The organism is Paracoccaceae bacterium Fryx2 (assembly GCA_032334235.1).
Classification (GTDB): Bacteria; Pseudomonadota; Alphaproteobacteria; order Rhodobacterales; family Rhodobacteraceae; genus JAVSGI01.
In genome coordinates, this window is sequence record JAVSGI010000003.1 from 762,864 (window position 1) to 787,784 (window position 24,921).

Below are 24,921 nucleotides of genomic sequence, written 5' to 3' on the forward strand. Positions count from 1 at the left end.
CGTTGCCATGATTTGATCAACTTCAGTGAAGGATCGGCCGACATGCTGCGCAATGCCCACCTTGACGACGCCATCGCCGACGCGACCGCCCGCTACATCGCCGCCAACCCGAAAAGCGAAGCGCGGCATCACAAGGCGTGCGAAAGCCTGCCGGGGGGCAACACACGGTCGGTGCTGTGGTACGAGCCGTTTCCGGTAGCCGTGGTGAAAGGCGAGGGCGTGTATCTGACCGACCTCGACGGGCACCGCTATGCCGATTTCGTCAGCGAGTATTCCGCCGGGCTTTATGGCCATTCCGACCCGGTGATCATGGCGGCGATGATCGAGGCGGTGCAGAACGGCGTGGCGCTCGGCGCGCCGAACATCCGCGAGGCGATGCTGGGCGAGGAACTGGTGTCGCGCTTTGCCGCGCTCGACCGGGTGCGGTTCTGCAATTCGGGCACCGAGGCCAACATCATGGCGCTGTCCACCGCCCGCGCCGTGACCGGGCGCGACCGGATCGTGGTGTTCCGCGAAGGCTATCATGGCGGCGTGCTGACCTTTGCCCACGGCGGCTCGGTCCTGAACCTGCCGTTCCCCTGGCTGTTCGCAGACTACAACGACGTGGAGGGTACCGAGGCGCTGCTGCGCGCCAACAAGGACAGTATCGCCTCCGTCATCCTGGAACAGATGCTGGGCGGTGGCGGCTGCATCAGGGCGACGCCGCCCTTCCTTGCGATGCTGCGGCGGGTCACGCAGGACATCGGCGCGCTGCTGATCTTTGACGAGGTGATGACCTCGCGGCTGCACTTCAACGGAATGCAGGCCATCACCGGGGTCACGCCCGACCTGATGAGCCTGGGCAAGTACATCGGCGGCGGCGCCAGTTTCGGCGCCTTCGGCGGGCGGGCCGACATCATGGCGCGGTTCGACCCGGCATCCGATCACGCCTTCGGCCATGGCGGCACCTTCAACAACAACATCATCAGCATGACGGCGGGCCATGCCGGGCTGTCGCAGGTGCTGACGCGGGAAGCCTCGGCCCGGTTCAACGCGCTGGGCGACCGGCTGCGCCTTGCCATGCAGGCGATGATTGATGCCCACGGCATCGCCGCCTGCATGACGGGCTGCGGGTCGCTGTTCAACCTGCACTTCCTGCCCGCCGATCAGGTGACCCCCGCCGCCGTCGAACACGCCGACCCCCGGCCCGGCAAGCTCTGGCATCTGGAGATGATGCTGGCGGGCCAGTATGTCACCCCGCGCGGCATGATCGCGCTGGCGCTGCCGCATGGCGAGACCGAGGCCGACGCGTTCCTTGCGGCGTTCGAGCGGTTCCTGACCGACCACCGGACGATCCTGCCGGGGGTGGCGGGGTGATGCGGCCGGTCATCATCACCTGTGCGCTGACCGGCGACAGCGACACCCCCGGCCGCAGCCCGCATGTCCCGGTCACCCCGTCGCAGATCGCCGCCGATGCGCTGGCCGCCGCCGCGGCCGGGGCCGCGATCGTTCATGTCCATGTCCGCGACCCGATCAGCGGCAAGGGCAGCCGCGATCTGGCGCTGTACCGAGAGGTTGCCGAGGCCATCGCCGCCGCCGGGTCGGATGTGATCGTCAACCTGACGGCCGGCATGGGCGGCAAGCTGATCTTCGGCGGCGAGACGCCGCTGCCTGCCGACCCCGGCAGCGATCTGATGGGGCCCGCCGCCCGGATGGCCCATATCGAGGCGCTGCGCCCCGAGATGTGCAGCCTCGACTGCGGCAGCTTCAATTCCGGCATGGGCGACGAGGTCTATGTCAGCACCGCGCCGATGGTGTTGCAGATGGCGGAGAGGATGCGCGATCTGGGCGTGAAGCCCGAGCTGGAGGTGTTCGATTTCGGCCACATGCGCCTTGCCTGCCATCTGGTGGCGCAGGGGCTCGTCGCCCCGCCACCGCTGTTCCAGTTCGCGCTTGGCCTGCGCTGGGGTGCGCCGTCGGATGCGGCCACGCTGTTGCAATTGCGCGCCATGCTGCCCGCGGGCGCGCAGTGGGTGGCCTTCGGCGCCGGGGCCGAACAGTTCCCGGTGGCGGCGCAGTCGGTGCTGCTGGGCGGCCATGTCCGCGTCGGGCTGGAGGACAACCTGTTCCGGCGGCGCGGGGTGCTTGCCAGCAATGCCGAACTTGTCGAAGATGCGGTCCGTCTGGTGGAAACGCTGGGGAATCGGGCGGCCTCTTCATCGGAGGCGCGGGCGATCCTCGGGCTTGACCGGCCGTCGCGCTGACCTGCAAACGAAAGCCATCCGATGCCCGACGAGCACGCCGACCCCGGCACCACCCACAGCTTCGAGCCGGTCTACCATGCGCTGCGCCGGGCGATCATGTGCGGCGACATCATGCCGGGAGAGCGCATGGTAGTGAAGCGTCTGTCCGAGCGCTTTCACACCAGCGCCCTGCCGGTGCGCCAGGCACTGCAACGGCTGGTGGCCGAGGGGGCGCTGATCGACCGGCCCTACTACGGTGCCGAAGTGCCGGTGCTGGATGTCGAGGCGGTGATGGACCTGCGCCGCGTGCGTTGCGCGCTGGAAGGCCAGGCCGCCGAATGGGCGGCGCAAACCATCACGCCCACCGCCCTGGACCAGTTGCACCAGCTTCAGGCCCGGATGCAGGCCACGACCGACCCGGCCCATGCCGAAGCCTATCTGGCCTGGAACCTCGAATTCCACTTCACGGTCTACAAGGCAGCCGGGTCGCCGCTGATCCTGCCGTTGATCGAAAGCCTGTGGCTCAGGGTCGGCCCCTGCCTGAACGTGATGCGGACAGAGACCACCCTCGGCCTTGGCCTTGACCATCATGACGATGTGCTGGCCGCCCTGACCCGCGGCGACGGCACCGCCGCCCGCGCAGCCGTGGTGGCCGAACTGACAGAGGCCGCCGAGGTCATGGCCCGCTCGCTGCGCAGCTACACGCCGGACCCGGCGCTGCGCCGCCGCAGCGGCCGCAGCCGGGCCGAATGACCGTTGGTGAACCGGCCGGCCACGGCATTGCGCCATGGCCGGGACCGATGCCTCTACTGGTCCAGGAAACTCCGCAGCTTCCGTGACCGGCTCGGGTGCTTCAGCTTGCGCAGCGCCTTGGCCTCGATCTGCCGGATGCGTTCGCGGGTGACCGAGAACTGCTGGCCAACCTCCTCCAGCGTGTGGTCGGTGTTCATCCCGATGCCGAAGCGCATCCGCAGCACGCGTTCCTCGCGCGGGGTAAGGCTCGCCAGCACCCGCGTCGTGGTTTCCTTCAGGTTTTCCTGAATGGCGCTGTCCAGCGGCAGGATGGCGTTCTTGTCCTCGATGAAGTCGCCAAGCTGGCTGTCCTCCTCGTCGCCGATCGGGGTTTCCAGCGAAATCGGTTCCTTGGCGATCTTCATCACCTTGCGGACCTTTTCCAGCGGCATCTGCAGCTTTTCGGCCAGTTCCTCGGGCGTGGGTTCGCGGCCGATCTCGTGCAGCATCTGGCGGCCGGTGCGGACCAGCTTGTTGATCGTCTCGATCATGTGCACCGGGATGCGGATGGTGCGGGCCTGGTCGGCGATGCTGCGCGTGATGGCCTGACGGATCCACCATGTTGCATAAGTGGAAAACTTGTAGCCGCGGCGGTATTCGAACTTGTCCACGGCCTTCATCAGGCCGATGTTGCCTTCCTGAATGAGATCAAGAAATTGCAGGCCGCGGTTCGTGTATTTCTTGGCAATCGAGATCACGAGGCGAAGGTTCGCTTCCACCATTTCCTTCTTGGCCTGCCGCGCCTCCTTCTCGCCCTTCTGGACCTGGTTGACGATGCGGCGGAACTCGGAAATGTCGACGCCGACATACTGGCCGACCTGGCTCATCTCGGCGCGCAGCTCGTCCACCTTGTCGCGCGACTTTTCCATCAGCGCCTGCCAGCCGCGCCCGGCCTTGGCGGCCATGCGGTCGGCCCAGGTCGGATCAAGCTCGAACCCCTGGTATTCGTCGATGAATTCGCGGCGGTTGATCCGGGCGGCATCGGCGATCTTCACCATGCCGGAGTTGATCGCCATGATCTTGCGGTTGATGCCGTAAAGCTGGTCGATCAGGGCTTCGATGCGGTTGTTGTGCAGGTGCAGCTCGTTGACCAGCAGCACGATCTCCGAGCGCAGCTTCTGGTAGGCGGCTTCTTCCTCGGGTGAAAAGCGGCTGGAATCGCCCATTGTGGCCGACATGCGCAGATCCTGCATCTCGGCCAGTCTGGTATAGTCGCGTGCGATGATGTCGAGCGTTTCCAGCACGCGCGGCTTCAGCGCGGCCTCCATCGCGGCCAGCGACATGTTGGTGGCCTCGTCGTCCTCGTCGTCATCCTCGGCGCGCGACAGCGGGTTGCCGTCGGCATCAAGCTCGGGCTCTTCCGAGGCGGGGCGGCGCGGGGCGGCGGCAACGTCCACCTCGTCGAGGCCGGGGCCTTCCAGGTCTTCCTCGCCGTCGAGGCTGCGCCCGAAGGTGGCCTCCAGGTCGATGACGTCGCGCAGCAGGATGTCTTCGTTCAGCAGTTCGTCGCGCCAGATGGTGATGGCCTGGAATGTCAGCGGGCTTTCGCAGAGGCCCGCGATCATGGTGTTGCGCCCGGCCTCGATGCGCTTGGCGATGGCGATCTCGCCCTCGCGCGACAGCAGCTCGACCGAGCCCATCTCGCGCAGATACATCCGCACCGGGTCGTCGGTGCGGTCCAGCGCCTCGGCACTGGTGCCCGATACCGTGATCTCGCGCGAGGACGACGAGGTTTCGACCAGCTCGCCCGCCGGTTCGCCCTCTTCGGCCTCATCGTTCTCGATGACGTTGATGCCCATTTCGGACAGCATCGACATCACGTCCTCGATCTGTTCCGACGACACCTGTTCGGGCGGCAGAACCGCGTTGAGCTGGTCGTAGGTGATGTAGCCACGCTCGCGCGCGTCCGCGATCATCCGCTTGACGGCGGCCTGACTCATGTCGAGCGAGGCTTCGGCCTCCTGCTCTTCGGGTTTGCCGTCGTCGGTGTCTTTGAGTGCCATGGATGCTCCTCGGGGGCCGGTGGGCGAATCAGGTGGGCGCGTTCCGAATCAATAGCGCGAATCACGGGAGGGGGAAGGGGTCAGCCCTTCTTCTTCACCCAGATCTGACCGTCGATCAGGTTTTGCAGGTGTTTTGACAGGGCGGCGCGGTCTTCGCCAAGGTCGGAGGCGTCGTCCATGTTGGATTTGTCGGCACGGTGTCTGGCCTCGGCTGCCTGGCAGAGACGCCATGTCAGCCCTTCGTCGGCCAGGCCTGAAAGATCTTCCATGGCATCCTCGATTTCCTGTCGCGCCCCCCGGCGGGCTTCCAGCTTGGCCAGTTCCTCGGCAAGACACATCATGGCAAGGTCGCTGTCATGCGGGTTGCGCAATGGTGGGGCGATCTGGACATGGGTCAGCGCCAGAAGGCTGTCAAGGGCAGCGCCCGCTGCTTGTCCGATGGCCGAGCGGGCCTCGCCCGCATCCCGCAGGTCGGCATGGGCCAGCAGCACGGCGCGCAGGTGGCGGTGGGCGTCGTCGGTCAGATCCAGCAGTTCCAGCGCGGATTCGAAGCGGCGGATCAGGCCGGGGTGGGTCGCAAACCCGGCCAGGATCACGCAAAGGCGCAGGTGTTCGGTGGCGGCGTCGTCGGGCGCGCGGGCCAGCATCGAGGCGCGGGTGGCCGGTGCCGGGGCCTCGGCCATCGGCTTTTCGCCCTTGCGCCACGGCATCTGCTTGGCGCTGCGCGCGACCGTCTTGCCACCGGAACGGCCGAACTGCTCCCAACTCAGGGACTTGATCGCGCTGTCGTAGTGTTTGCGTATATTGGGATCAGTGATGCGGTTCAGCGTATCCTGCAACGTCTTGTCCAGCGCAGCCAGGCGTTCGGGGCTGTCAAACACCTTTCCTTCGGTTTCGCGCCGCCACAGCAGGCTGACCATCGGCTGTGCCTGATCCAGCACCGCCTGCATCGCGGGTGCGCCTTGCGCGCGGATCAGGTCGTCCGGGTCCATCCCGCCCGGCAGCACGGCAAAGCGCAGGCCCTGCCCCGCCTCCAGCAGCGGCAACGCGAGGTCGATTACCCGCAGCGCGGCGCGGATGCCCGCGGTGTCGCCATCCAGCGCGATGACCGGCTCGGGATGGATGCGCCACATCAGGCGCAGCTGGTCTTCTGTGACCGCAGTGCCAAGGGGGGCCACGGCACCCTGAAAGCCTGCTTCCGAAAGGGCGATCACGTCCATGTAGCCTTCGGCCACGATCAGCGGCTTGCCCTTGCCCGCCGCCTCGCGCGCGGGGGCATGGTTGTAGAGGTTGCGCCCCTTGTCGAACAGTTCGGTTTCGGGGCCGTTGAGGTATTTGGCCTTTGCGTTGGGGTCCATTGCGCGGCCGCCAAGGCTGATGGCGCGACCCCGCCCGTCGCGGATCGGAAAGATGATGCGGCCACGGAACCGGTCGTAGGGCGCGCCGCCATCCTCGGGGCGGGCGCAGAGCCCGGCATCCACGATCAGGTCGGGGGCGATGCCCTTCTGCGTCAGCGCGTGGAACAGGCCCTGCCGGGCGTCGGGGGCAAAGCCGATGTCCCAGCGGTCCTGCGCGGCGGGGGGAAGCTTGCGCTTGGCCAGATAGTCGCGCGCGGCGGCGGCGGCGCCGGTCTGCAATTGCAGGCGGTAGTATTTCACCGCCTCGTCCATTACCTGCACAAGCTGGCTGCGGCGGTCGGCCTTCTGGGCCGCCTGCGGGTCGCGGGCGGGCATCGGCATCCCGGCCTCGCGCGCCAGAATCTCCACCGCCTCCATGAAGCCGACGTTTTCGGTTTCCTTGATGAAGGTGACGGCGTCGCCCTTGGCGTGGCAGCCGAAGCAGTAGTAGAACCCCTTGCGGTCATCGACGTGGAAGCTGGCCGACTTTTCCTGATGGAACGGGCACGGCGCCCACATGTCGCCCTTGCCCTGGTTCGACTTGCGCAGATCCCACGTCACCTTGCGCCCGACCACCTGGCTGAGCGAGGTGCGGGTTCTGAGGTCTTCAAGGAATCCGGGCGGCAGGCTCATCACCCCTTTATCGGGTCTGGCGGCGCGCGAGTCCAGACGCGGTGCGGGCCGATGGGCCGAGCCTCCGGCGGGGATATTTGGGCAAAGATGAAAGGGTCAAGGCAGCGGGCGCATCTCGGGCAGGAAAGCCTGCATCATTCCGGGCAGTTGCGCCCGGCCGGGGCCAGCGACGATGACCACCATGCGGCCGGGGAGCGCCGGGCCCGGCAGCGGCTGCGGCGGACTGGTCAGGTGCTGCACGGCGTGAAAGGCGGTGGAGGTCTGGCGGCCGGTCAGGGTGACGATGGCCTTCAGGCGCAGCAGGTCGGGGCCGAAGCTGGCCTGCAAGGCGCCGATCGCCATATTGACCACCCGTTCCTCGATCGGCGTGTCGGTGGTGAAGCCGAAGGCGGTGATGTCGCCGTGGCGGTTGGGGTCGTGGTCATGGTGGTGGTGCGGGGCAAAGCGCAGCCAGGCCGCGGGGTCGGGTGCGGCAAGGGTGAACAGGTCGGCGGCGGTCACATCGGCAGTGGCGATGACCCGGGCATTCGGCGCCATGCCGGAAAGCCGGGCGGTCAGGGCTGCGGTGTCGGGCGCAAGGTCGGTCTTGGAGAGGATCAGCAGATCGGCCACCCCGACCTGACGGCGTGCCTCGGGAAAGCGGTCGAGCGTGGTTTCGGCGCTGGCGGCATCGACCACCGTCGCCACGCCGTTCAGCGCGAAACTCGCCAGCATGATGTCGTTCGTCATGAAGGTCTGCAGGATCGGCGCGGGGTCGGCAAGGCCGGTGGTCTCGATCACCACGCGGGAAAAGCGCGGGCCGGTGCCGCTGTCGGCCGCCTCCTTCAGACCCAGCAGCGTCAGGCGCACGTCGCCCGAAACCGTGCAGCACAGGCAGCCGGTCGAGGTGGCAAAGGCCCGCTCGCCCGCCGGTTCGACCAGCGCGCCGTCAACGTCCACCGCGCCGAATTCGTTGACGATCACGGCGGTGTCGCCAAAGCCGGGACTGGCGATCAGCCGGTTCAGGAGAGTGGTCTTTCCGGCACCAAGGAAGCCGGTCAGGATGGTGACGGGAATGCGCGTCATGAGCGGCCTTTCAGCGGGCAAGGGCCAGCAGGCCCGCCACGTCGAGATGGGTTTCCAGATGGGCGGCGAGCGCGTCGAGCACGGTCTCGACCCCCGCGCCGTAGCTTTGCCCCGAGGCCGCCGCCCCAAGCCCCGCCAGCCAGGCGGCGCGGAAGGCATCGGCGCGGAACAGGCCGTGCAGGTAGCTGCCGCTGATCCGGCCATCGGCCGAGGTGGCGCCCTCGGGCACGCCCGCGACATGGGCGAAGGGGCGGGCGCGGGCCGGGCCTTCGGTGCGGCCGATGTGGATTTCGTAGCCATCGACGCAAAGGCCGGTGGCGGCGTGAATCGCGGTGGTGCGGGTCAGGCGCTTGTCTGGGGTCATGGTGGTTTCGACATCCAGCAGACCAAGACCCGCGGTCTCGCCCGGCGCGCCCTCGATGCCCTCGGGGTCGCGCACCACATGGCCCAGCATCTGGTACCCGCCGCAGATGCCCAGCACATGGCCCCCGCGCCGCACATGGGCGGCAAGGTCGATGTCCCAGCCCTGCGCCCGCAGATAGGCCAGATCACCCCGGGTCGACTTCGACCCGGGGAGGATCACCAGGTCGGTGTCGCCGGGTATCGGCTGTCCCGCGCCGATCATCCGCAGCGACACGCCGGGTTCCTGGCCCAGCGGGTCGAGGTCGTCGAAATTGGCGATCCGCGACAGGGCGAGGCAGGCCACCTTGAACGCACCGCCGCCGCCGCCTTTGGGCAGATCCAGCGCATCCTCGGCGGGCAGGCGCGACGCATCGGCAAAAAACGGCAGCACGCCGTAGCCGCGCCACCCGGTCTGTGCCGCGATCAGCCGGTAGCCATCATCGAACAGCGAAACGTCGCCGCGGAACTTGTTGATCAGGAACCCGGCGATCATCGCGGCGTCTTCGGCCTCCAGCACTACGCGCGTGCCCACCATCTGCGCGATCACCCCGCCCCTGTCGATGTCGCCCACCAGCACCACCGGCACGTCCGCCGCCCGGGCAAAGCCCATGTTGGCAATGTCGCCGCGGCGCAGGTTGACCTCGGCCGGGCTGCCCGCCCCTTCGACGATCACCAGATCGGCCTGCCGCCTCAGCCGCGCGAAGCTGTCCAGCACCGGCGCCAGCAGGCCGGGCTTCAGCGCCGCATAGTCGCGCGCCTTCACAGTCGCCACCCGCCGCCCCTGCACGATGACCTGCGCACCGACCTCGGACTCGGGCTTCAGCAGCACCGGGTTCATGTCGACCATCGGCTCCACCCCGCAAGCCAGCGCCTGCAGCGCCTGCGCCCGGCCGATCTCGCCGCCGTCCGCCGTGACGGCGGCATTGTTCGACATGTTCTGCGGCTTGAACGGCCGCACCTCCAGCCCGCGCAACCGCGCCGCGCGGCACAGCCCCGCCACCAGCAGCGACTTGCCGACGTTGGAACCCGCCCCCTGGATCATCATTGCCTTCATCGCGCCCCCGCCCGTCCTGCCCCCGCCTCACCCGGCTTCAAGACCGGAGCCTCCGGCGGGGATATTTGAAAACAGAAGAAAGGCAAAGTGCGCCTGCACCTTCTTCTGTTTTCAAATATCCCCGCCGGAGGCTCCTGCTTTTCCGCCAGACCGGCCTCAGAATTCCACGCCCTTCTGTGCCTTGATGCCCGACCGGAACGGATGCTTGACCAGCGTCATCTCTGTCACGAGGTCGGCGGCGGCGATCAGGTCGTCCTTGGCATTTCGCCCGGTCAGGCAGACGTGGGTCAGGGGCGGCTTTTCGGCTTGCAGGAAGGCCACCACCTCGGCCACGTCGAGGTAGTCGTAGCGGAGCGCGATGTTGATCTCGTCGAGCAGCACGAAACGGATGGCGGGGTCGCGGATAAGGGCCTTGGCCTTCTCCCACCCCGCCTGCGCCAGTTCGATGTCGCGGGCGCGGTCCTGCGTTTCCCAGGTGAAGCCCTCGCCCATGGCGTGGAACTGGCAGAGGTCCGCGAAATGCGTCTCGATCAGGCGACGCTCGCCGGTGACCCAGGCACCCTTGATGAACTGGACCACCGCGCAGGGCATCTCGTGCGCGATGCAGCGCAGGATCATGCCGAAGCCGGACGACGACTTGCCCTTGCCCGCCCCGGTGTGGACGATGATCAGCCCCCGGCCGTCTTCCTTGGTCGCCATGATCCTGTCGCGCGCCGCCTTCTTCTTGGCCATCTTGGCGGCATGGCGCGCGTCGGGATCGGGGGCGGCGGCGGCCCCGGCTGAGGCCTCGGGAGGGTCGTTTTCCGGCAGGGTGTCGTTTCCGTCCGTCATGTGACGTCCTCCATCCTTGACAAGGGGGGGCTGGTGCCTCAGGTGAGGCTGCGCTGGTGCCTGTGGTATGACAGGCGAAGAGGGAATGCGACAGGGTTTGCGACACATCGTGCCGGAAACCTCAAGCGCAGCCGCCCCCGCGACCGTGACCGGAGAGGTCCCCATCCACTGACCGCAAGGTTGGGAAGGCGGGGTTCCGTTGGGCGCCCCTGCCCTGATCCGCAAGCCGGGAGACCTGCCAGCGTCGACGACTGAACGGGCGGACGGGGTGTTCCGCGACCGGCAGGGGTGCGTGGCGCAGGCTGCAGCCCCCTTCTGGCGCTGCCCCTTTCCGCCGCAATACCGGAAAGACCGCCATGGCCCCGCGCGCCACGCTGCTTGTCTGCACCACCTGCCGCCGGGGCGACCCGGCCGATGCGGACGCGCCGCGCCCCGGGGCTGCGATGCTGGCCGCGCTGACGCAAGGCCCCCTGCCCGAGGGCGTGGCGCTGCGCGGCGTCGAATGCCTGTCGGCCTGCACCAATGGCTGCGCCGTGGCGCTGTCGGCCCCGGGCAAATGGGCCTACGTGTATGGCAACCTCGACCCCGACCTGCATCCTGCCGCGATCCTTGACGGGGCGGCCCGCTATGCTGCCAGCACTGACGGCATCGTGGTCTGGCGCGAGCGGCCCGAGATCTTCCGCAAACAATCCATCGCCCGCATCCCGCCACTGGAGGCCCCCCATGACTGACCTTGCGAAAATCCCCGTCACCGTGATCACCGGCTTTCTGGGCTCGGGCAAGACCACGCTGATCCGGCACCTGATGGCCAATCCGCAGGGCAAGCGGCTGGCCGTGCTGGTCAACGAATTCGGCACGCTGGGGGTAGATGGCGAGATCCTGAAATCCTGCGCCGATGCCAACTGTCCGGTGGAAAACATCGTCGAACTGGCGAACGGCTGCATCTGCTGCACGGTGGCCGACGATTTCATCCCGACGATCGAGGCGCTGATGGCGCTGCCGGTGCGCCCCGACCATATCCTGATCGAGACCTCGGGGCTTGCGCTGCCCAAACCGCTGCTCAAGGCGTTCGACTGGCCCGCGATCCGCTCCAGGATCACGGTCGACGGCGTGATCACGCTGGCGGATGCCGAGGCTGTGGCGGCGGGGCGCTTCGCCCCCGATCTGGCGGCGGTCGAGGCGCAGCGCCTGGCCGACCCGTCGCTGGACCATGAAACACCGCTGTCCGAGGTGTTCGAGGATCAGATCGCCTGCGCCGACATCGTGCTCTTGTCCAAGGCCGATCTGGCGGGCGTGGCGGGGCTGGCCGCGGCGCGTGCACTGATTTCGGCGGAAAGCCCGCGCCGGGTGCCGATGATCGAGATGACCGACGGTGTCGTTGACCCGAAGGTGATCCTCGGCATCAACGCCGCCGCCGAGGACGACATCGCCGCCCGCCCCTCGCATCACGACGGCGACGACGATCACGAGCATGACGATTTCCTCAGCGTGGTGATCGACCTGGCCGAGGTGGCCGACCCCGACGCGCTGCAGGACGCGATCCGCCGTCTGGCGCGCGAGCAGGACATCCTGCGGGTCAAGGGCTATGTCGCGGTGCAGGGCAAGCCGATGCGGCTGCTGGTGCAGGCGGTGGGCGAGCGGGTGCGGGCGCAGTACGACCGGCCGTGGGGCGACACCCCGCGCCAGACCCGGCTGGTGGTGATCGCCGAGCATCACGACATCGACGAGTCCGCGATCCGGGCGGTTCTGGAGGGCTGAACCATGCACGTCGTCTTCCGCGAAAGCCATGGGCTGGAGGAGACCGGCACACCGTTCGACCTGGGGCAGACCCCGGCCGATCTGGTGGTGCTGTCTTTTTCCGACAGTGACCTTGGCGCTTTCGCGGCGGGATGGCAGCGCGGGCGCGCGGGGCTGCCGACGCTGCGGCTGGCCAATCTGGTGGCCCTGAAGCACCCCCTGTCGGTCGATACCTATGTCGAGGCGACGCTGTCGGCGGCCAAGGGCATCCTGATCCGGCTGATCGGCGGCGAAAGCTACTGGCCCTACGGTCTGGCGCAGGTGCAGGACATGGCGCGGCGGCGGGGCATCGCGCTGGCGGTGCTGCCCGCCGACGGTCGAGAGGATGCGCGGCTGGACGAGCTTTCCACCCTGCCGGTATCGACCCTGCGCCGGTTGCAGGCGCTGTGCGATGCCGGGGGCGCGGTGGCGGCACAGGCGGCGCTGGCACAACTGGCGCTGGCGGCGGGGCTTTATGCCGGGCCGGTCATGGGCGACAAGACGGTGCCCGACTGCGGCTGGTATGATGCTGCGCCCGGCGATGGCCCGACCGTGGCGGTGGTGTTCTACCGCAGCTACCTGACGGCCGCCGATACCGGGCCGGTGGACGCGCTGCTCGGGGCGCTGCGGGAGCGGGGCTTCCGCGCGGTGGGGCTGTTTGCGCCGTCGCTGAAGGCGCCGGGCGCGGGCGACTTCCTGCGCGGTGCGCTGGCAGGGCTTGCGCCCGTCGCCATCGTCAACGCCACGGCGTTTTCGGCGAAGGGCGCGGATGGGGCGACGCCACTGGATGCCCCCGGCTGCCCGGTGTTCCAGGTGGCACTTTCCACCGCGCGCCGGCGCGACTGGGCCGGGTCTGACCGTGGCCTGTCGCCTGCCGACCTTGCGATGCATGTGGTGCTGCCAGAGGTAGACGGGCGGATCTTCGCGGGCGTCGCCAGCTTCAAGTCGCCCGGCGCGCGCGACCCCGACCTGCAATTTTCCCGTTTCGCGCACCGCGCCGATGCGGGGCGGATCGCGGCGGTGGCCGACCGGGTGGCGGGCTGGCACCGGCTGGCGGCCGCGCCTGCGGGTCAGCGGCGGCTGGCGCTGGTGCTTTCCACCTATCCCGGCAAGGCGCACCAGCTGGCCCATGCGGTCGGGCTGGATGCGCTGGAATCGACCGAGGCGATCCTGCGCGATCTGGCGGCGGAAGGGTATAACGTGGCAGCGGGCGAAGGGCTGGGCGCGGCGCTGCTGCACCACACCCTGCACTGGCCGCTGGCGGACTACCGTTCGGCGCTGGAAAACCTGCCGCAGCCCCTGCGCGACACGCTGCACGCGGCATGGGGTGCGCCCGAGGACGACCCCGATTGCCGGGATGGCCTGTTCCGCTTCAGGGCGCTGCGACGGGGGGCGGCGATCGTGGCACTTCAACCCGAACGCGGCGAGGTGGCAAGCCGGGACGCCGAATACCACGACCTGTCGCGCACCCCGCGCCATGCCTATGTGGCCTTTCACCTCTGGCTGCGGGCGCAGGGCGTTCATGCGCTGGTGCATGTCGGCGCGCATGGCACGCTGGAATGGCTGCCGGGCAAGTCGGTCGCGCTGTCGGCCGACTGCTGGCCAGAGGCGCTGCTGGGGCCGCTGCCGGTGATCTACCCCTTCATCGTCAACGACCCCGGCGAGGCGGCGCAGGCCAAGCGGCGGATCGGGGCGGTGACGCTGGGCCACCTGCCGCCGCCGCTGCTCGATTCGGCCACGCCCGAGGGGCTGCACCGGCTGGAACGGCTGCTCGACGAATATTCCACCGCCGACGGGCTGGACCCGCAGCGCCGCGACCGGCTGATCGCCAGCATCCGCGCCGAGGCGCAGGGCGCGGGCGTCGAGGATGATCTCGGCCTGCCCGCCGACGCCAGCCCCGCCGAGGCGATCACCCGGATCGACCGCTTCGTGTGCGACATCAAGGAAAGCCAGTTCGGCGACGGGCTGCACGTCTATGGCGCGGGGATGGGCGAGACGGCGGGGCTGCTGGCGGCGCTGGCCGGGCGGCGGGTGGCGGCAGGGCCTGCGGGTTCGCCCTACCGGGGGCGGACGGACGTGCTGCCGACCGGGCGGAACCTCTATTCGGTCGATCCGCGCGCGGTGCCGTCGCGGGCGGCCCACGCGCAGGGCGTCAAGCTGGCCGAGGAACTGCTGCGGCGGCATCTGCAGGATCAGGGCGACTGGCCGCGCGGGCTGGTGATCGACCTCTGGGGCTCGGCCACCATGCGGACGGCGGGCGAGGAGTTTGCGATGGCGCTGCATCTCGCGGGCCTGGCACCACGCTGGGATGACGGGTCCGACCGGGTGTCGGGGTTCGAGATCGTGCCGCTGCCCCTGCTGCGCCGCCCCCGGATCGACGTGACACTGCGGGTTTCCGGCCTGTTCCGCGACGTGTTTCCGGGGCTGGCGCAGATCTTCGAGGCCGGGGCGGCGGCGCTGTCCCGGCGCGAGGAGGCCCCCGACGACAACCCCTATCTGGTCCAGGAGTCGCGGGTGTTCGGGCCGCAGCCGGGGCTTTACGGCATGGGCATGGCCGAGGCGCTGGAAGACTATTCCGACGCGGGCCGCGCGGCGGCTGGCGAGGCGTGGCTGAAGGGCTCGGAATGGACGATCGACGCGGAAGGCGGGGCGCGGCAGGACCGGGCTGCGCTGGAGGCGCGGGTGCTGGCGGCCGACGGCTTTGCCCATGTGCAGGACCTGACAGAGACCGACCTGCTGCTCGCCTCGGACTATGCGGCGCACGAGGGTGGCTTCGCGGCGGCGGTGGCGGCACTCGGCGGGGCGGCCCCGGCCCTGTATCATATCGACGCAACCCGCCCCGGCGCGCCCCGTGCCCGCAGCCTGGCCGAGGAGATCGCCCGCGTGGTGCGCGCCCGCGCCGCCAACCCGGACTGGGCCAACGGCATGATGGCGCACGGTTTTCGCGGCGCGGCCGAGGTGGCGGCTACGCTGGATCACCTCGCCGCCTTCGCCCATCTGACGCGTGCGGTTCCCGCGCACCTGTTTGATCTGTATCATGACGCGACCATGGGCCGGGATGATCTTGTCGCGTTCATGGAACGGGCGAACCCCGACGCGCTGGCCGCCATGCGCGCGCGGTTCGTCGCCCTGCGCGATGCTGGCCTGTGGGTCACGCGGCGCAATTCGATTGCGGCGGCAATGGAGGTTGGCGGATGACGTCGACACAGTTCAGGGTGCCCGGAGTCCGGGCGCCGTCGCAGGGCGTGAATGGCCCGGCTCCTGGTCCGGTTGGCGGTCCGGTGATCCAGGGCTGGTGCCCCGGGGCGCTGCGCCCGATGCTGTCGGGCGACGGCTATGTGGTGCGGGTGCGACCGCAGGGCGGGCGACTGACGCAAGAACAGGCCGCGGGGATTGCCGCGCTGGCGCTGGCGCATGGCAACGGGCTGATCGACCTGTCCGCCCGGGCCAACGTTCAGCTTCGAGGCGTGACCGAAACCAGCCACGCGCCGCTGATTGACGGCTTGCGCTCGCTGGGCCTGATCGACGACTGCGCAGAGGCCGAGGCGCGGCGCAACATTGTCGTGACGCCGTTCTGGTCGGCCTGCGAGGTGACGCCGGTGCTGGCGGCGGCGCTTGCGGCGGCGTTGACCGCGAAGGATGCGCCCGCCCTGCCCGGCAAGTTCGGCTTTGCAGTCGATACCGGGCCGATCCCGGTGCTGCGGGCGGTGTCGGCCGACATCCGGCTGGAACGCGGGCCGTCGGGGCTGATCTGCCGGGCAGATGGCGCGGGTTACGGGGCGGCGGTCACGGCAGAGACGGCGGTGACCACGGCGCTGGCGCTGGCCCGCTGGTTCGCCGCGAATGGCGGGATACGCGAGGGCCGGGGCCGGATGGCGGCGCATCTGGCACGCGGCGCGGTGCTGCCCGAGGCGTTCGCCAGATCCGAGGCGACGGTGGTCGAGACCTATCAGCCGGTGCCGGGGCGCCTGACCCGGGGCACGCTGGTCGGGTTCGAGTTCGGCCAGATGCGGGCAGAGACGCTGGCTGCACTTGCGGCGCTTGCCCCCCTGCGCGTCACGCCATGGCGGATGCTGTTCGTCGAGGGTGCCGAGGTGCCCGCCATGCCGGGGATCATCCGCGAAAGCCGCGACCCGATGCTGCATGTGCTGGCCTGCACCGGCGCACCGGGCTGCGTGCAGGCGTTGCAGCCGACCCGGGCGCTGGCCCGCGCGCTGGCGCCGCATGTGCCGCTGGGCGACCTGCTGCATGTCGCGGGCTGCGCCAAGGGCTGCGCCCACCCCGAACCCTGCGCCGTCACGCTGGTGGCGCGGGCGCGCGGCTTTGCCGTGATCCGCAACGGTGCGGCGGCGGAAGCGCCCGATGCGCCGGTCTTCCCGGCTGCCACGCTGACCTGCCACCCCGAAACCCTGTTCGACCCCACCCCGACCGACCTGAGCTGACCGACCTGACCTGACCCCGCCACCTGACCCCGCCACCTGAATCGAGACCCGATGCCCCACTTCTACGAAACCGATGGCGCAGCCATTTACCTGCGCTCTTTCGCGATGATCCGCGCCGAGGCCGACCTTGCCCGCTTCACCCCCGAGGAGGAGGTGGTGGTGGTGCGGATGATCCATGCCGCAGGCATGGTGGGGCTGGAGGCGCATGTGCGCTTCACGGACGGTATGGCCGTGGCCGCGCGGGCGGCGCTGGAGGCGGGCGCGCCGATCCTGTGCGACGTGCGGATGGTGTCGGAAGGCATCACCCGGTCGCGGCTGCCCGCGGGCAACGAGGTCATCTGCACGCTGCAGGATGCGCGGGTGCCCGACATGGCGCGGGAAATGGGCAACACGCGCTCGGCCGCGGCGCTGGAGCTGTGGCGGCCGCATCTGGCGGGCGCCGTGGTTGCGATCGGCAATGCGCCCACGGCGCTGTTCCACCTGCTGAACATGCTGGAAGACCCGGTCTGCCCGCGCCCGGCGGCGATCATCGGCTGCCCGGTCGGGTTTGTCGGTGCCGCGGAATCGAAAGAGGCGCTGATGCAGGATGCGCCGGTGCCTGCGATGGTCGTCTCGGGCCGACTGGGCGGGTCGGCGATCACGGTGGCGGCGGTGAATGCCCTTGCCAGCCGGAAGGAATAGCGCATGGCACGGGTGATCTGCGCGGGGCTGGGGCCGGGTGACCCGGATCTGATGTCGGTCCGGTCGGACCGGCTTATCCGGGGGGCGGCGCAGGTTGCGCATTTCCGCAAGGCCGGGCGGGCCGGGCAGGCACGGCGCATCGTCGAGGGGATGCTGATGCCGGGGGTGGCCGAATACGCCATGGAATACCCGGTGACGACCGAACTGCCCTTCGCGAGCCCGGAATACAACGCCGCCCTGTCTGCGTTCTACGACCTCTGGGCCGACCGGCTGGTGGCCTTGCCCGGCGAGGTGGTGGTGCTGTGCGAGGGCGACCCGTTCTTCTACGGCAGCTTCATGCACCTTTACACCCGCCTGCAGGGCCGGGTGGAGATGGAGGTGGTGCCCGGCATCACCGGCATGGCGGGCTGCTGGCACGCCACCGGCCAGCCGATCACCTGGGGCGATGACGTGCTGTCGGTGCTGATGGGCACCCTGCCCGAGGATGATCTGGTAGCCCACATGCGCGGCGCCGATGCGCTGGTGGTGATGAAGACCGGCCGCAACCTGCCGCGCGTGCGCCGCGCGCTGGACCGGGCCGGGCGGCTGGGCGATGCCTGGCTGGTGGAGCGCGGCACCATGCCGGGGCAGCGCGTCGTCCGACTGGCCGAGGTTGACGGGGCAGACTGCCCCTATTTCGCCATCGTGCTGGTGCATGGTCACGGCCGTCGGCCCGAGGGGGCGGAATGACCGGCTGGCTGGTGATCGCGGGCCTTGGCCCGGGGGCGGATGCGATGGTCACGCCCGAGGTTTCGGCGGCGCTGGCGCAAGCGACCGATATCGTGGGCTACATCCCCTACGTCGCGCGCGTGGCACCCCGCCCCGGCCTGACGCTGCACCCCAGCGACAACCGGGTGGAGCTTGACCGGGCGCTGCACGCCCTGCAGATGGCGGCGGCGGGCGGGCGGGTGGTCGTGGTGTCCTCGGGCGATCCGGGGGTATTCGCCATGGCCTCGGCGGTGTTCGAGGCGCTGGAGAAGGCGCCGGAGTTTCATGGGCTGGAGATCCGCGTGCTGCCCGGCATCACCGCGATGCTGGCGGCGGCGGCGCGGGCCGGGGCGCCGCTGGGGCATGATTTCTGCGCCATCAACCTCAGCGACAACCTCAAGCCCTTTGCCGTGCTGGAAAAGCGGCTGCGGCTGGCGGCGCGGGCCGATTTCGCCATGGCCTTCTACAACCCGCGCTCGGTATCGCGGCCGCACCAGTTTACCCGGGTGCTGGCGATCCTGCGCGAGGAATGTGAACCGGGGCGGCTGATCACCTTTGCGCGGGCGGTTTCAACCTCCGAGGAGCGGTTGCAGACCGTGACGCTGGCCGAAGCCGTGCCGGAAATGGCCGACATGCGCACCGTCGTGCTGGTCGGCAATTCTGCGACGCGCCGCGTGGCGGGGCATGTCTATACCCCGAGGTCGGCGGAATGACCGAGCCAATCCAGCACCTCTGCCACCGTGCCCGCCACCGCACGGGCGGGCAGCTTCGGTCGGTCGATCAGGATCACCGGCAGGTGCAGCGCGCGGGCGGCCTGCAGCTTGGCCTCGGCCCCGCTGCCGCCCGCGTTCTTGGCGACGATGTGGCTGATGGCATGGGCCTGCAACAGCGCGGTGTCGCCCGCCTCGGTGAAGGGGCCGCGCGCGATGATGGCCGTGGACTGCGGCAGGGCCAGGTCGCCGGGGGCATCGACCAGCCGCAAGAGGTAATGGTGCTGCGGCTTTGCGGCGAATGCGGCGAGGTTCTGCTTGCCGATCGCCAGAAACACCCGCGCCGGGGCATCCGGCAGGGCAGCCACGGCGGCGTCGATGTCGGGAACATGGGTCCAGCGGTCGCCGCGCTGCGCCTGCCATGGCGGGCGCTCGAAGGCCAGCAGCGGCGTGACGGTGGCCCCGCAGGCGGCGATGGCGTGGCGGCTCATCTGCGCGGCGAAGGGGTGGGTGGCGTCGATCACATGGCTGATGCCTTCGGCGCTGAGATACGCCACCAGCCCATCCACCCCGCCAAAGCCGCCGGTCCGGGTCGGCAGCGGCTGCGGCACCGGGCTTTCGGTGCGCCCGGCGTAGGAGAAGACCGCATCCGCACCTGCCCCGGCCAGCGCGCGGGCCAGAAGGCTCGCCTCTGTCGTGCCGCCCAGCAGAAGGATGCGTGTCATGGCTGACCCCTGGCTTGCCCTGATCGGCATCGGCGAGGATGGACTGGCGGGCCTGACCGGCGCAAGCCTTGCCGCGCTGGCGGCGGCCGAAATCGTGTTCGGCGGGCCGCGGCATCTTGAACTGGCGGGCGCGGGCGACCGGGGGCGGCCCTGGCCGGTGCCGTTCTCGATCCAGCCGGTGCTGGCGTGCCGGGGGCAACGGGTGGCGGTGCTGGCCTCGGGCGACCCGTTCTGGTTCGGCGCGGGCGGGTCGCTGATGGCCGACCTGCAGCCGGGGGAGTGGGTGTCCCACCCCGTGCCCTCGACCTTCTCGCTTGCCGCCAACCGTCTGGGCTGGCGGCTGGAGGAGGTGACCTGCCACGGCCTGCACGCTGCCCCCTTTGCACGACTGCTGCCGGTGCTGGCGCGGGATGCGCGCATCCTCTGCCTCGTGCGCGACGGTGCTGCGGCGGGCGCGCTGGCGCAATGGCTGACGGCGCAGGGCTTCGGCGCCTCGCGCCTCTGGCTGATGGAGTCGCTGGGCGGGCCGCACGAGCGTTTGCGCGAAACGACGGCGGCGGGGTTCGACGCGGGCGACCTTTGCGCCCCGGTAGCGGTGGCGGTGCAGGCGGCCGGGGCGCGGGGCCTGCCACGGTCCTGCGGCCTGCCCGACGACGCCTTCGCCCATGACGGCCAGATCACCAAGCGCGCGGTGCGGGCGCTGACCCTGTCGGCATTGGCCCCGCGCGCGGGCGAACGGCTGTGGGACATCGGCGCCGGATCAGGCTCGGTCTCGGTCGAATGGTGTCTGGCGGGCGGCCACGCCACGGCAATCGAGGCGCGGGGCGACCGGGTGGCCAACATCCGCAGCAACATTGCCGCCTTCGGGCTTGGGCACCGCATGGTGGTGGTCGAAGGCGCTGCCCCGGGCGCGCTGGCGGGTCTGCCGGCCCCGGATGCCGTATTCATAGGCGGCGGCGGCGATGATGCGCTGCTGACCGCGCTCTGGGCCTGCCTGCCGACGGGCGTGCGGCTGGTGGCAAATGGCGTTACGCTGGAAACCGAGGCGCTTCTGGCGCGTTGGCATGGCTCCAGGGGTGGTCACCTGCTGCGCATCGATCTGGCGCAGGCGGCCCCGCTGGGGCGGATGCGCGGCTGGACGGCAGCGCGCCCCGTGGTGCAATGGAGCGTCGAGACATGAGAGTTGCGGGTATCGGGTTCCGCCGGGGGGCAACGCTGGCCTCGCTGCGCGATGTGCTGGTGGCGGTGGGCGGCGACGTGGTGGCGCTGGCCACCGCCGAGGACAAGGCCGATGCGCAGGTCTTGCGGGTGTTTTCCGCCGAGATCGGCGTGCCGATCCTGTCGGTCGCGCTGGCCGAGTTGCGCGAACAGGCCACGCCGACCCTTACGCAGCGACTTCCGGCGCGCTATGGGGCGGGCAGTCTGGCCGAAGCGGCCGCCCTTGCCGCCGCCGGGCCGGGCGCGCGGCTGACGGTGACGCGGGTGGTATCGGCCGACGGCATGGCTACGGCGGCGATTGCGGAAGGAGATTGGGCATGACGGTGCATTTCATCGGCGCGGGGCCGGGGGCGGCCGACCTGATCACCCTGCGCGGGCGCGACCTGATCGCGGCCTGCCCGGTCTGCCTTTACGCAGGCTCGCTGGTGCCCGAGGCGCTGCTTGCCCATTGCCCGCCCGGCGCGCGCATCGTCAACACCGCCCCGCTGTCGCTCGACCAGATCATCGCCGAGATCGCGGCGGCCGATGCGGCGGGGCATGACGTGGCGCGGCTGCATTCGGGCGACCTGTCGGTGTGGTCGGCGATGGGGGAACAACTGCGTCGGCTCCGCGCGCTGGGCATCGCCTATGACGTGACGCCGGGCGTGCCCTCGTTCGCGGCGGCGGCGGCGGCGCTGGGGGCGGAACTGACGCTGCCCGGCGTGGCGCAGTCGGTGATCCTGACGCGCACCTCGGGCCGCGCCTCGGCGATGCCGGAAGGCGAGACGCTGGCGGCCTTTGCCGCGACCGGGGCGACGCTGGCCATTCACCTCTCGGTGCATGTGCTAGACCGGGTGGTGGCGGAACTGGTGCCGCATTACGGCCCCGACTGCCCGGTGGCCGTCGTCTGGCGGGCAAGCTGGCCCGACCAGCGCATCCTGCGCGCCACGCTGGCGACTTTGGAAACCGCCATCGGGGCGGAACTGGAGCGCACGGCGCTGATTCTCGTGGGCCGCGCGCTCGCCGCCGAGGGCTTCGACGAAAGCCGCCTTTACGCGGGCGACTACGACCGCCGCTACCGCCCGGTCGGCACCAGCCCGCGCTTCCCGGACGCGACATGATCCCGAAAGGGCTGATCATCTCCGCCCCGTCATCAGGGGCCGGCAAGACCACGGTGACGCTGGGCCTGCTGGCCGCCTTCCGGGCGCAGGGCGTCGCGGTCCAGCCGTTCAAGAGCGGCCCCGACTACATCGACCCCGCGTTCCACACCGCAGCCTCGGGCCGGGTGTCGGTCAACCTCGACAGTTGGGCCATGACGGCGGGCCGGATCGGCGCGCTGATTGCGGCGGCGTCGGGGGCAGAGCTGATCCTTGCCGAGGGCTCGATGGGTCTTTTTGACGGGGTTGCGGTGCGCGGGGCGTCCGGCAACGGCTCCAGCGCCGATCTGGCCGCGCTGACCGGCTGGCCGGTGGTGCTGGTGCTGGATGTCTCGGGGCAGGCGCAATCGGCGGCGGCGGTGGCGCTGGGCTTTGCCGCCCTGCGCCCCGATGTGGCGGTGGCGGGCGTGGTGCTCAACCGCGTCGCCAGTCCCCGGCACGAGGCGCTGGTGCGCGCGGGCATGGAAGCCGCCGGGGTGCGGGTGTTCGGCGCCCTGCCCCGCCGCGCCTCGATCACCCTGCCCGAACGCCATCTCGGTCTGGTGCAGGCCGAGGAGCAGTCGGGGCTGGGGGAACTGCTGGCCGAGGCGGGGGCCTTCGTCGCCGCTCATCTCGACCTTGACGCGCTGCGCGCAGCGGCTGGGCCCACACGGCTGATCCCCGGTGTTTCCCGCCCCCTGCCGCCCCCCGGCCAGCGCATCGCCCTCGCCCGCGATACCGCCTTTTCCTTCGTCTACCCGCACCTGCTGGCCGACTGGCGTGCGGCTGGCGCCGAAATCATCCCGTTCTCGCCGCTGGCAGATCAGGCGCCCGACCCCGCCGCCGATGTCTGCTGGCTGCCCGGCGGCTACCCCGAACTGCACGCCGGACCGCTCGCCGCCGCGCTGCGCTTCCGCGCCGGGCTGCGCGGCTTTGCCGAAACCCGCCCGGTGCATGGCGAATGCGGCGGCTACATGGCGATGGGCGCGGCCCTGATCGACGCCCATGGCGTGCGGCACGAGATGGCCGGGCTGCTGGGGCTGGTCACCTCCTACGAAAAGCGCCGGATGCACCTCGGCTACCGATTGGCAACGCTTGACGCCCCGATGCCCGGCCTCGCACAAGGCGCGCACCTTTGCGGCCACGAGTTCCACTACTCGACCATCCTCGACCAGCCAGACGCGCCACTGGCGGCGGTGACCGACGCGGCGGGCACGCCCGTGGCCGAAACCGGCTCGCACCGCCTGCACCCCGGCGGCGGGCGCAGCACCGGCAGCTATTTCCACCTGATCTCCGAGGCGCCATGACCGGCTTTGTCTCCTTCGTCTCCTCCGGCCCCGGCGACCCCGAGTTGCTGACCCTGAAGGCGGTGGCGCGTTTGCAGGCCGCCGATGCCGTGCTGTTCGACGACCTGTCTTCCGGGCCGATCCTGGCCCACGCCCGGCCCGACGCCGATCTGGTCGGGGTGGGCAAGCGCGCCGGGCGCGCCTCGCCGAAACAGGATCACGTCAGCCGTCTTCTGGTCGACTACGCCCTGACCGGCGCGCGGGTGGTGCGGCTGAAATCCGGCGACGCGGGCATCTTCGGCCGGCTGGAGGAGGAGATCACCGCCCTGACCGCCGCCGGGATCGGCTACGAGATCATCCCCGGCGTCACCGCGGCCTCGGCGGCGGCAGCGGCGGCGGGCATCCCGCTGACCCGCAGGCTGACGGCGCGCCGGGTGCAGTTCATCACCGCCGCCGACGTGACCGGCGGCCTGCCCGAAGAAATGAACCTTGCCGCCCTCGCCGACGCCGGTGCCACAACCGTGGTATACATGGGCAGGCGCACCTTCGCCGCCCTTGCGCGCCTCCTGATGCGGCACGGCCTGCCGCCCGACACCCCCGCCCTGCTGGCCGAGGCCGTCTCGACCCCCGATCAGCGGCTCCTGCGGTTCACCCTGGACACACTCGCCCAGCACCTCGAACAGGCCGACAGCGGCGCCCCGGCGCTGATCCTCTACGGCCCGCTGGCCCCCGAGGTCGCATCCCGCCCCTGACGCGTCACATTTGCCCCTTGACCAGCCCCCCCATCCCCCGGCAAATGAAACGGCATGGTGTCCGTCAGCGCAAAGCGCCCGGACTGAAACGGGAATGGGGAAAGGGCGGACCAAAGCGGCGCCCCAAGCCCCAACCGCCCCCGCGACTGTATGCGGAGAGCGGCCTTCCAATTCGCCACTGGCCCCCGGGCCGGGAAGGCGGAAGGTCGCCACGACCCGCGAGTCAGGAGACCGGCCAGGCACGGGACAGAAACAGCCGCCGTCGGGTGTGACGGCAAGGAGAGACCATGCATATCGAACCCGGCATCGTTACAGGTGCCAAGATCCTGCTCAGCTACGGCACCGCTGCCGCCGTCGGCGGCTACACCCTGAAAGTGGCCTATGACGCGCTGCGCGAAAAGGGTGCCGCCTCGCTGGCCCTGCGCGCGGTGATCGCCACCGTCGCCACCTTCACCTTCTTCCAGATCCTGCCGCATTACCCGGTCGGCGTGTCCGAGGTTCACCTGATCCTCGGCTCCACCCTGTTCCTGCTGCTGGGCGCCGCCCCCGCCGCGATCGGCCTGGCACTCGGCCTGCTGATCCAGGGCATGTTCTTCGCCCAGACCGACCTGCCGCAGTTCGGCATGAACGTCACCACCCTGCTGGTGCCCCTGTTCGCCTTGTCCGTGCTGGCCGAAAAGCTCATCGCGCCCCGCACCGCCTATGTCGACCTGCGCTATGGTCAGGTGCTGGCACTCTCCACCGCCTATCAGGGCGGCGTGGTGGCCTGGGTCGCCTTCTGGGCCATCCTCGGCAACGGCTTCGCCATGACCAACATCGCGGCCGTCACCAGCTTCGGCGCGGCCTACATGCTGGTCGTCCTGCTGGAACCGCTGATCGACCTCGCGGTGCTGGCCGGCGCCAAGTCGATCCGCGGCCTGAAAGGCTCGGCCCTCGTCACCCCGCGCCTGCACCACGCGGCCTGACACCCGCCCGAAGCCACCCACAGGCGCGGCCCCGACCCTGGGCCGCGCCTTGCCTTTTTGCCCGCTTTCACCTTTGCCCAAATATCCTCGGGGGGTCCGGGGGCA

22 protein-coding genes and 2 riboswitches are annotated in these 24,921 nt (G+C 70.0%); of the genes, 16 read left to right on the top strand and 6 right to left on the bottom strand.

What is annotated here, in order from left to right:
- The first annotated feature begins 42 nt into the window (after nucleotides 1-42).
- Genes RNZ50_04630 through RNZ50_04640 form a run of 3 tightly spaced genes read left to right on the top strand, consistent with a single transcriptional unit; the run spans nucleotide 43 to nucleotide 2,975 of the window.
- The gene (locus RNZ50_04630) at nucleotides 43-1,356 is read left to right on the top strand and encodes an aminotransferase class III-fold pyridoxal phosphate-dependent enzyme (GenBank protein ID MDT8854335.1); all 1,314 of its coding nucleotides are present in this window, start codon (nucleotides 43-45) and stop codon (nucleotides 1,354-1,356) included.
- Nucleotides 1,356-2,243 (top strand): 3-keto-5-aminohexanoate cleavage protein, encoded by an 888-nt coding sequence (locus tag RNZ50_04635; GenBank protein ID MDT8854336.1) that lies wholly within the window; start codon nucleotides 1,356-1,358, stop codon nucleotides 2,241-2,243. Before RNZ50_04630 ends, RNZ50_04635 begins: the two co-directional genes overlap by 1 nt.
- A 21-nt stretch (nucleotides 2,244-2,264) precedes the next feature.
- The gene (locus RNZ50_04640) at nucleotides 2,265-2,975 is read left to right on the top strand and encodes a GntR family transcriptional regulator (GenBank protein ID MDT8854337.1); all 711 of its coding nucleotides are present in this window, start codon (nucleotides 2,265-2,267) and stop codon (nucleotides 2,973-2,975) included.
- Nucleotides 2,976-3,028: 53 nt separating this feature from the next.
- On the opposite strand, the gene rpoD is transcribed toward RNZ50_04640, so the two are convergent.
- From rpoD to cobO, 5 genes are all read right to left on the bottom strand, one after another.
- A complete protein-coding gene (gene rpoD / locus RNZ50_04645; GenBank protein ID MDT8854338.1) occupies nucleotides 3,029-5,017 on the bottom strand; it encodes an RNA polymerase sigma factor RpoD in 1,989 nt (662 codons plus the stop codon).
- A gap of 80 nt (nucleotides 5,018-5,097) precedes the next feature.
- Nucleotides 5,098-7,047, bottom strand: a complete 1,950-nt coding sequence (gene dnaG, locus RNZ50_04650; protein ID MDT8854339.1) for a DNA primase — start codon at nucleotides 7,045-7,047, stop codon at nucleotides 5,098-5,100.
- A 96-nt stretch (nucleotides 7,048-7,143) separates the two neighbouring features.
- Nucleotides 7,144-8,112, bottom strand: a complete 969-nt coding sequence (locus RNZ50_04655; GenBank protein ID MDT8854340.1) for a GTP-binding protein — start codon at nucleotides 8,110-8,112, stop codon at nucleotides 7,144-7,146.
- Between the two features lie 10 nt (nucleotides 8,113-8,122).
- Nucleotides 8,123-9,568, bottom strand: coding sequence for a cobyric acid synthase (locus RNZ50_04660; protein MDT8854341.1), 1,446 nt, complete (start codon nucleotides 9,566-9,568; stop codon nucleotides 8,123-8,125).
- Nucleotides 9,569-9,724: 156 nt separating this feature from the next.
- Nucleotides 9,725-10,399 carry a cob(I)yrinic acid a,c-diamide adenosyltransferase gene (gene cobO / locus RNZ50_04665; GenBank protein MDT8854342.1) on the bottom strand — a complete coding sequence of 225 codons (675 nt, stop codon included), beginning with the start codon at nucleotides 10,397-10,399 and terminating at the stop codon, nucleotides 9,725-9,727.
- 37 nt (nucleotides 10,400-10,436) lie between these two features.
- A riboswitch (cobalamin riboswitch) is annotated at nucleotides 10,437-10,657 on the top strand.
- A 98-nt stretch (nucleotides 10,658-10,755) separates the two neighbouring features.
- Between cobO and RNZ50_04670 the strand changes: the two genes are divergently transcribed.
- From RNZ50_04670 to cobJ, 7 genes are read left to right on the top strand one after another with little or no spacing between them, the layout of a single operon-like run.
- Nucleotides 10,756-11,130: a DUF1636 domain-containing protein gene (locus RNZ50_04670; protein ID MDT8854343.1), complete on the top strand. Its 375-nt coding sequence runs from the start codon at nucleotides 10,756-10,758 to the stop codon at nucleotides 11,128-11,130.
- On the top strand, nucleotides 11,123-12,157 hold the full coding sequence (gene cobW, locus RNZ50_04675; protein MDT8854344.1) for a cobalamin biosynthesis protein CobW: 1,035 nt from the start codon (nucleotides 11,123-11,125) through the stop codon (nucleotides 12,155-12,157). Before RNZ50_04670 ends, cobW begins: the two co-directional genes overlap by 8 nt.
- Before the next feature lie 3 nt (nucleotides 12,158-12,160).
- Nucleotides 12,161-15,373 (top strand): cobaltochelatase subunit CobN, encoded by a 3,213-nt coding sequence (gene cobN / locus RNZ50_04680; protein ID MDT8854345.1) that lies wholly within the window; start codon nucleotides 12,161-12,163, stop codon nucleotides 15,371-15,373.
- A complete protein-coding gene (gene cobG, locus RNZ50_04685) occupies nucleotides 15,370-16,617 on the top strand; it encodes a precorrin-3B synthase (protein ID MDT8854346.1) in 1,248 nt (415 codons plus the stop codon). Before cobN ends, cobG begins: the two co-directional genes overlap by 4 nt.
- A gap of 51 nt (nucleotides 16,618-16,668) precedes the next feature.
- Nucleotides 16,669-17,298, top strand: coding sequence for a precorrin-8X methylmutase (locus RNZ50_04690; GenBank protein MDT8854347.1), 630 nt, complete (start codon nucleotides 16,669-16,671; stop codon nucleotides 17,296-17,298).
- A 3-nt stretch (nucleotides 17,299-17,301) separates the two neighbouring features.
- Nucleotides 17,302-18,027 carry a precorrin-2 C(20)-methyltransferase gene (gene cobI, locus RNZ50_04695; protein ID MDT8854348.1) on the top strand — a complete coding sequence of 242 codons (726 nt, stop codon included), beginning with the start codon at nucleotides 17,302-17,304 and terminating at the stop codon, nucleotides 18,025-18,027.
- A complete protein-coding gene (cobJ, locus tag RNZ50_04700; GenBank protein ID MDT8854349.1) occupies nucleotides 18,024-18,758 on the top strand; it encodes a precorrin-3B C(17)-methyltransferase in 735 nt (244 codons plus the stop codon). Before cobI ends, cobJ begins: the two co-directional genes overlap by 4 nt.
- Here cobJ and RNZ50_04705 read toward each other — a convergent pair.
- Entirely contained in the window at nucleotides 18,734-19,480 is a 747-nt protein-coding gene (locus tag RNZ50_04705; protein MDT8854350.1) for a cobalt-precorrin-6A reductase, read from the bottom strand. The two genes, cobJ and RNZ50_04705, sit on opposite strands and share 25 nt — an antisense overlap.
- Between RNZ50_04705 and cbiE the strand changes: the two genes are divergently transcribed.
- The 6 genes from cbiE to RNZ50_04735 all read left to right on the top strand — a co-directional run bounded on the left by cbiE (nucleotide 19,479) and on the right by RNZ50_04735 (nucleotide 24,816).
- Complete coding sequence (gene cbiE, locus RNZ50_04710; GenBank protein MDT8854351.1) at nucleotides 19,479-20,660, top strand: precorrin-6y C5,15-methyltransferase (decarboxylating) subunit CbiE; 1,182 nt, start codon at nucleotides 19,479-19,481, stop codon at nucleotides 20,658-20,660. The two genes, RNZ50_04705 and cbiE, sit on opposite strands and share 2 nt — an antisense overlap.
- On the top strand, nucleotides 20,657-21,019 hold the full coding sequence (locus RNZ50_04715) for a cobalamin biosynthesis protein (GenBank protein ID MDT8854352.1): 363 nt from the start codon (nucleotides 20,657-20,659) through the stop codon (nucleotides 21,017-21,019). The genes cbiE and RNZ50_04715 overlap by 4 nt, the downstream gene beginning before the upstream one ends.
- Nucleotides 21,016-21,798 carry a precorrin-4 C(11)-methyltransferase gene (gene cobM, locus RNZ50_04720; protein ID MDT8854353.1) on the top strand — a complete coding sequence of 261 codons (783 nt, stop codon included), beginning with the start codon at nucleotides 21,016-21,018 and terminating at the stop codon, nucleotides 21,796-21,798. Before RNZ50_04715 ends, cobM begins: the two co-directional genes overlap by 4 nt.
- Nucleotides 21,795-23,120: a cobyrinate a,c-diamide synthase gene (locus RNZ50_04725; protein MDT8854354.1), complete on the top strand. Its 1,326-nt coding sequence runs from the start codon at nucleotides 21,795-21,797 to the stop codon at nucleotides 23,118-23,120. Before cobM ends, RNZ50_04725 begins: the two co-directional genes overlap by 4 nt.
- Nucleotides 23,117-23,851: a uroporphyrinogen-III C-methyltransferase gene (cobA, locus tag RNZ50_04730; GenBank protein MDT8854355.1), complete on the top strand. Its 735-nt coding sequence runs from the start codon at nucleotides 23,117-23,119 to the stop codon at nucleotides 23,849-23,851. The genes RNZ50_04725 and cobA overlap by 4 nt, the downstream gene beginning before the upstream one ends.
- Before the next feature lie 38 nt (nucleotides 23,852-23,889).
- Nucleotides 23,890-24,106, top strand: a riboswitch (cobalamin riboswitch).
- Nucleotides 24,107-24,138: 32 nt separating this feature from the next.
- Nucleotides 24,139-24,816 carry an energy-coupling factor ABC transporter permease gene (locus tag RNZ50_04735; protein MDT8854356.1) on the top strand — a complete coding sequence of 226 codons (678 nt, stop codon included), beginning with the start codon at nucleotides 24,139-24,141 and terminating at the stop codon, nucleotides 24,814-24,816.
- Nucleotides 24,817-24,921: the final 105 nt, after the last annotated feature.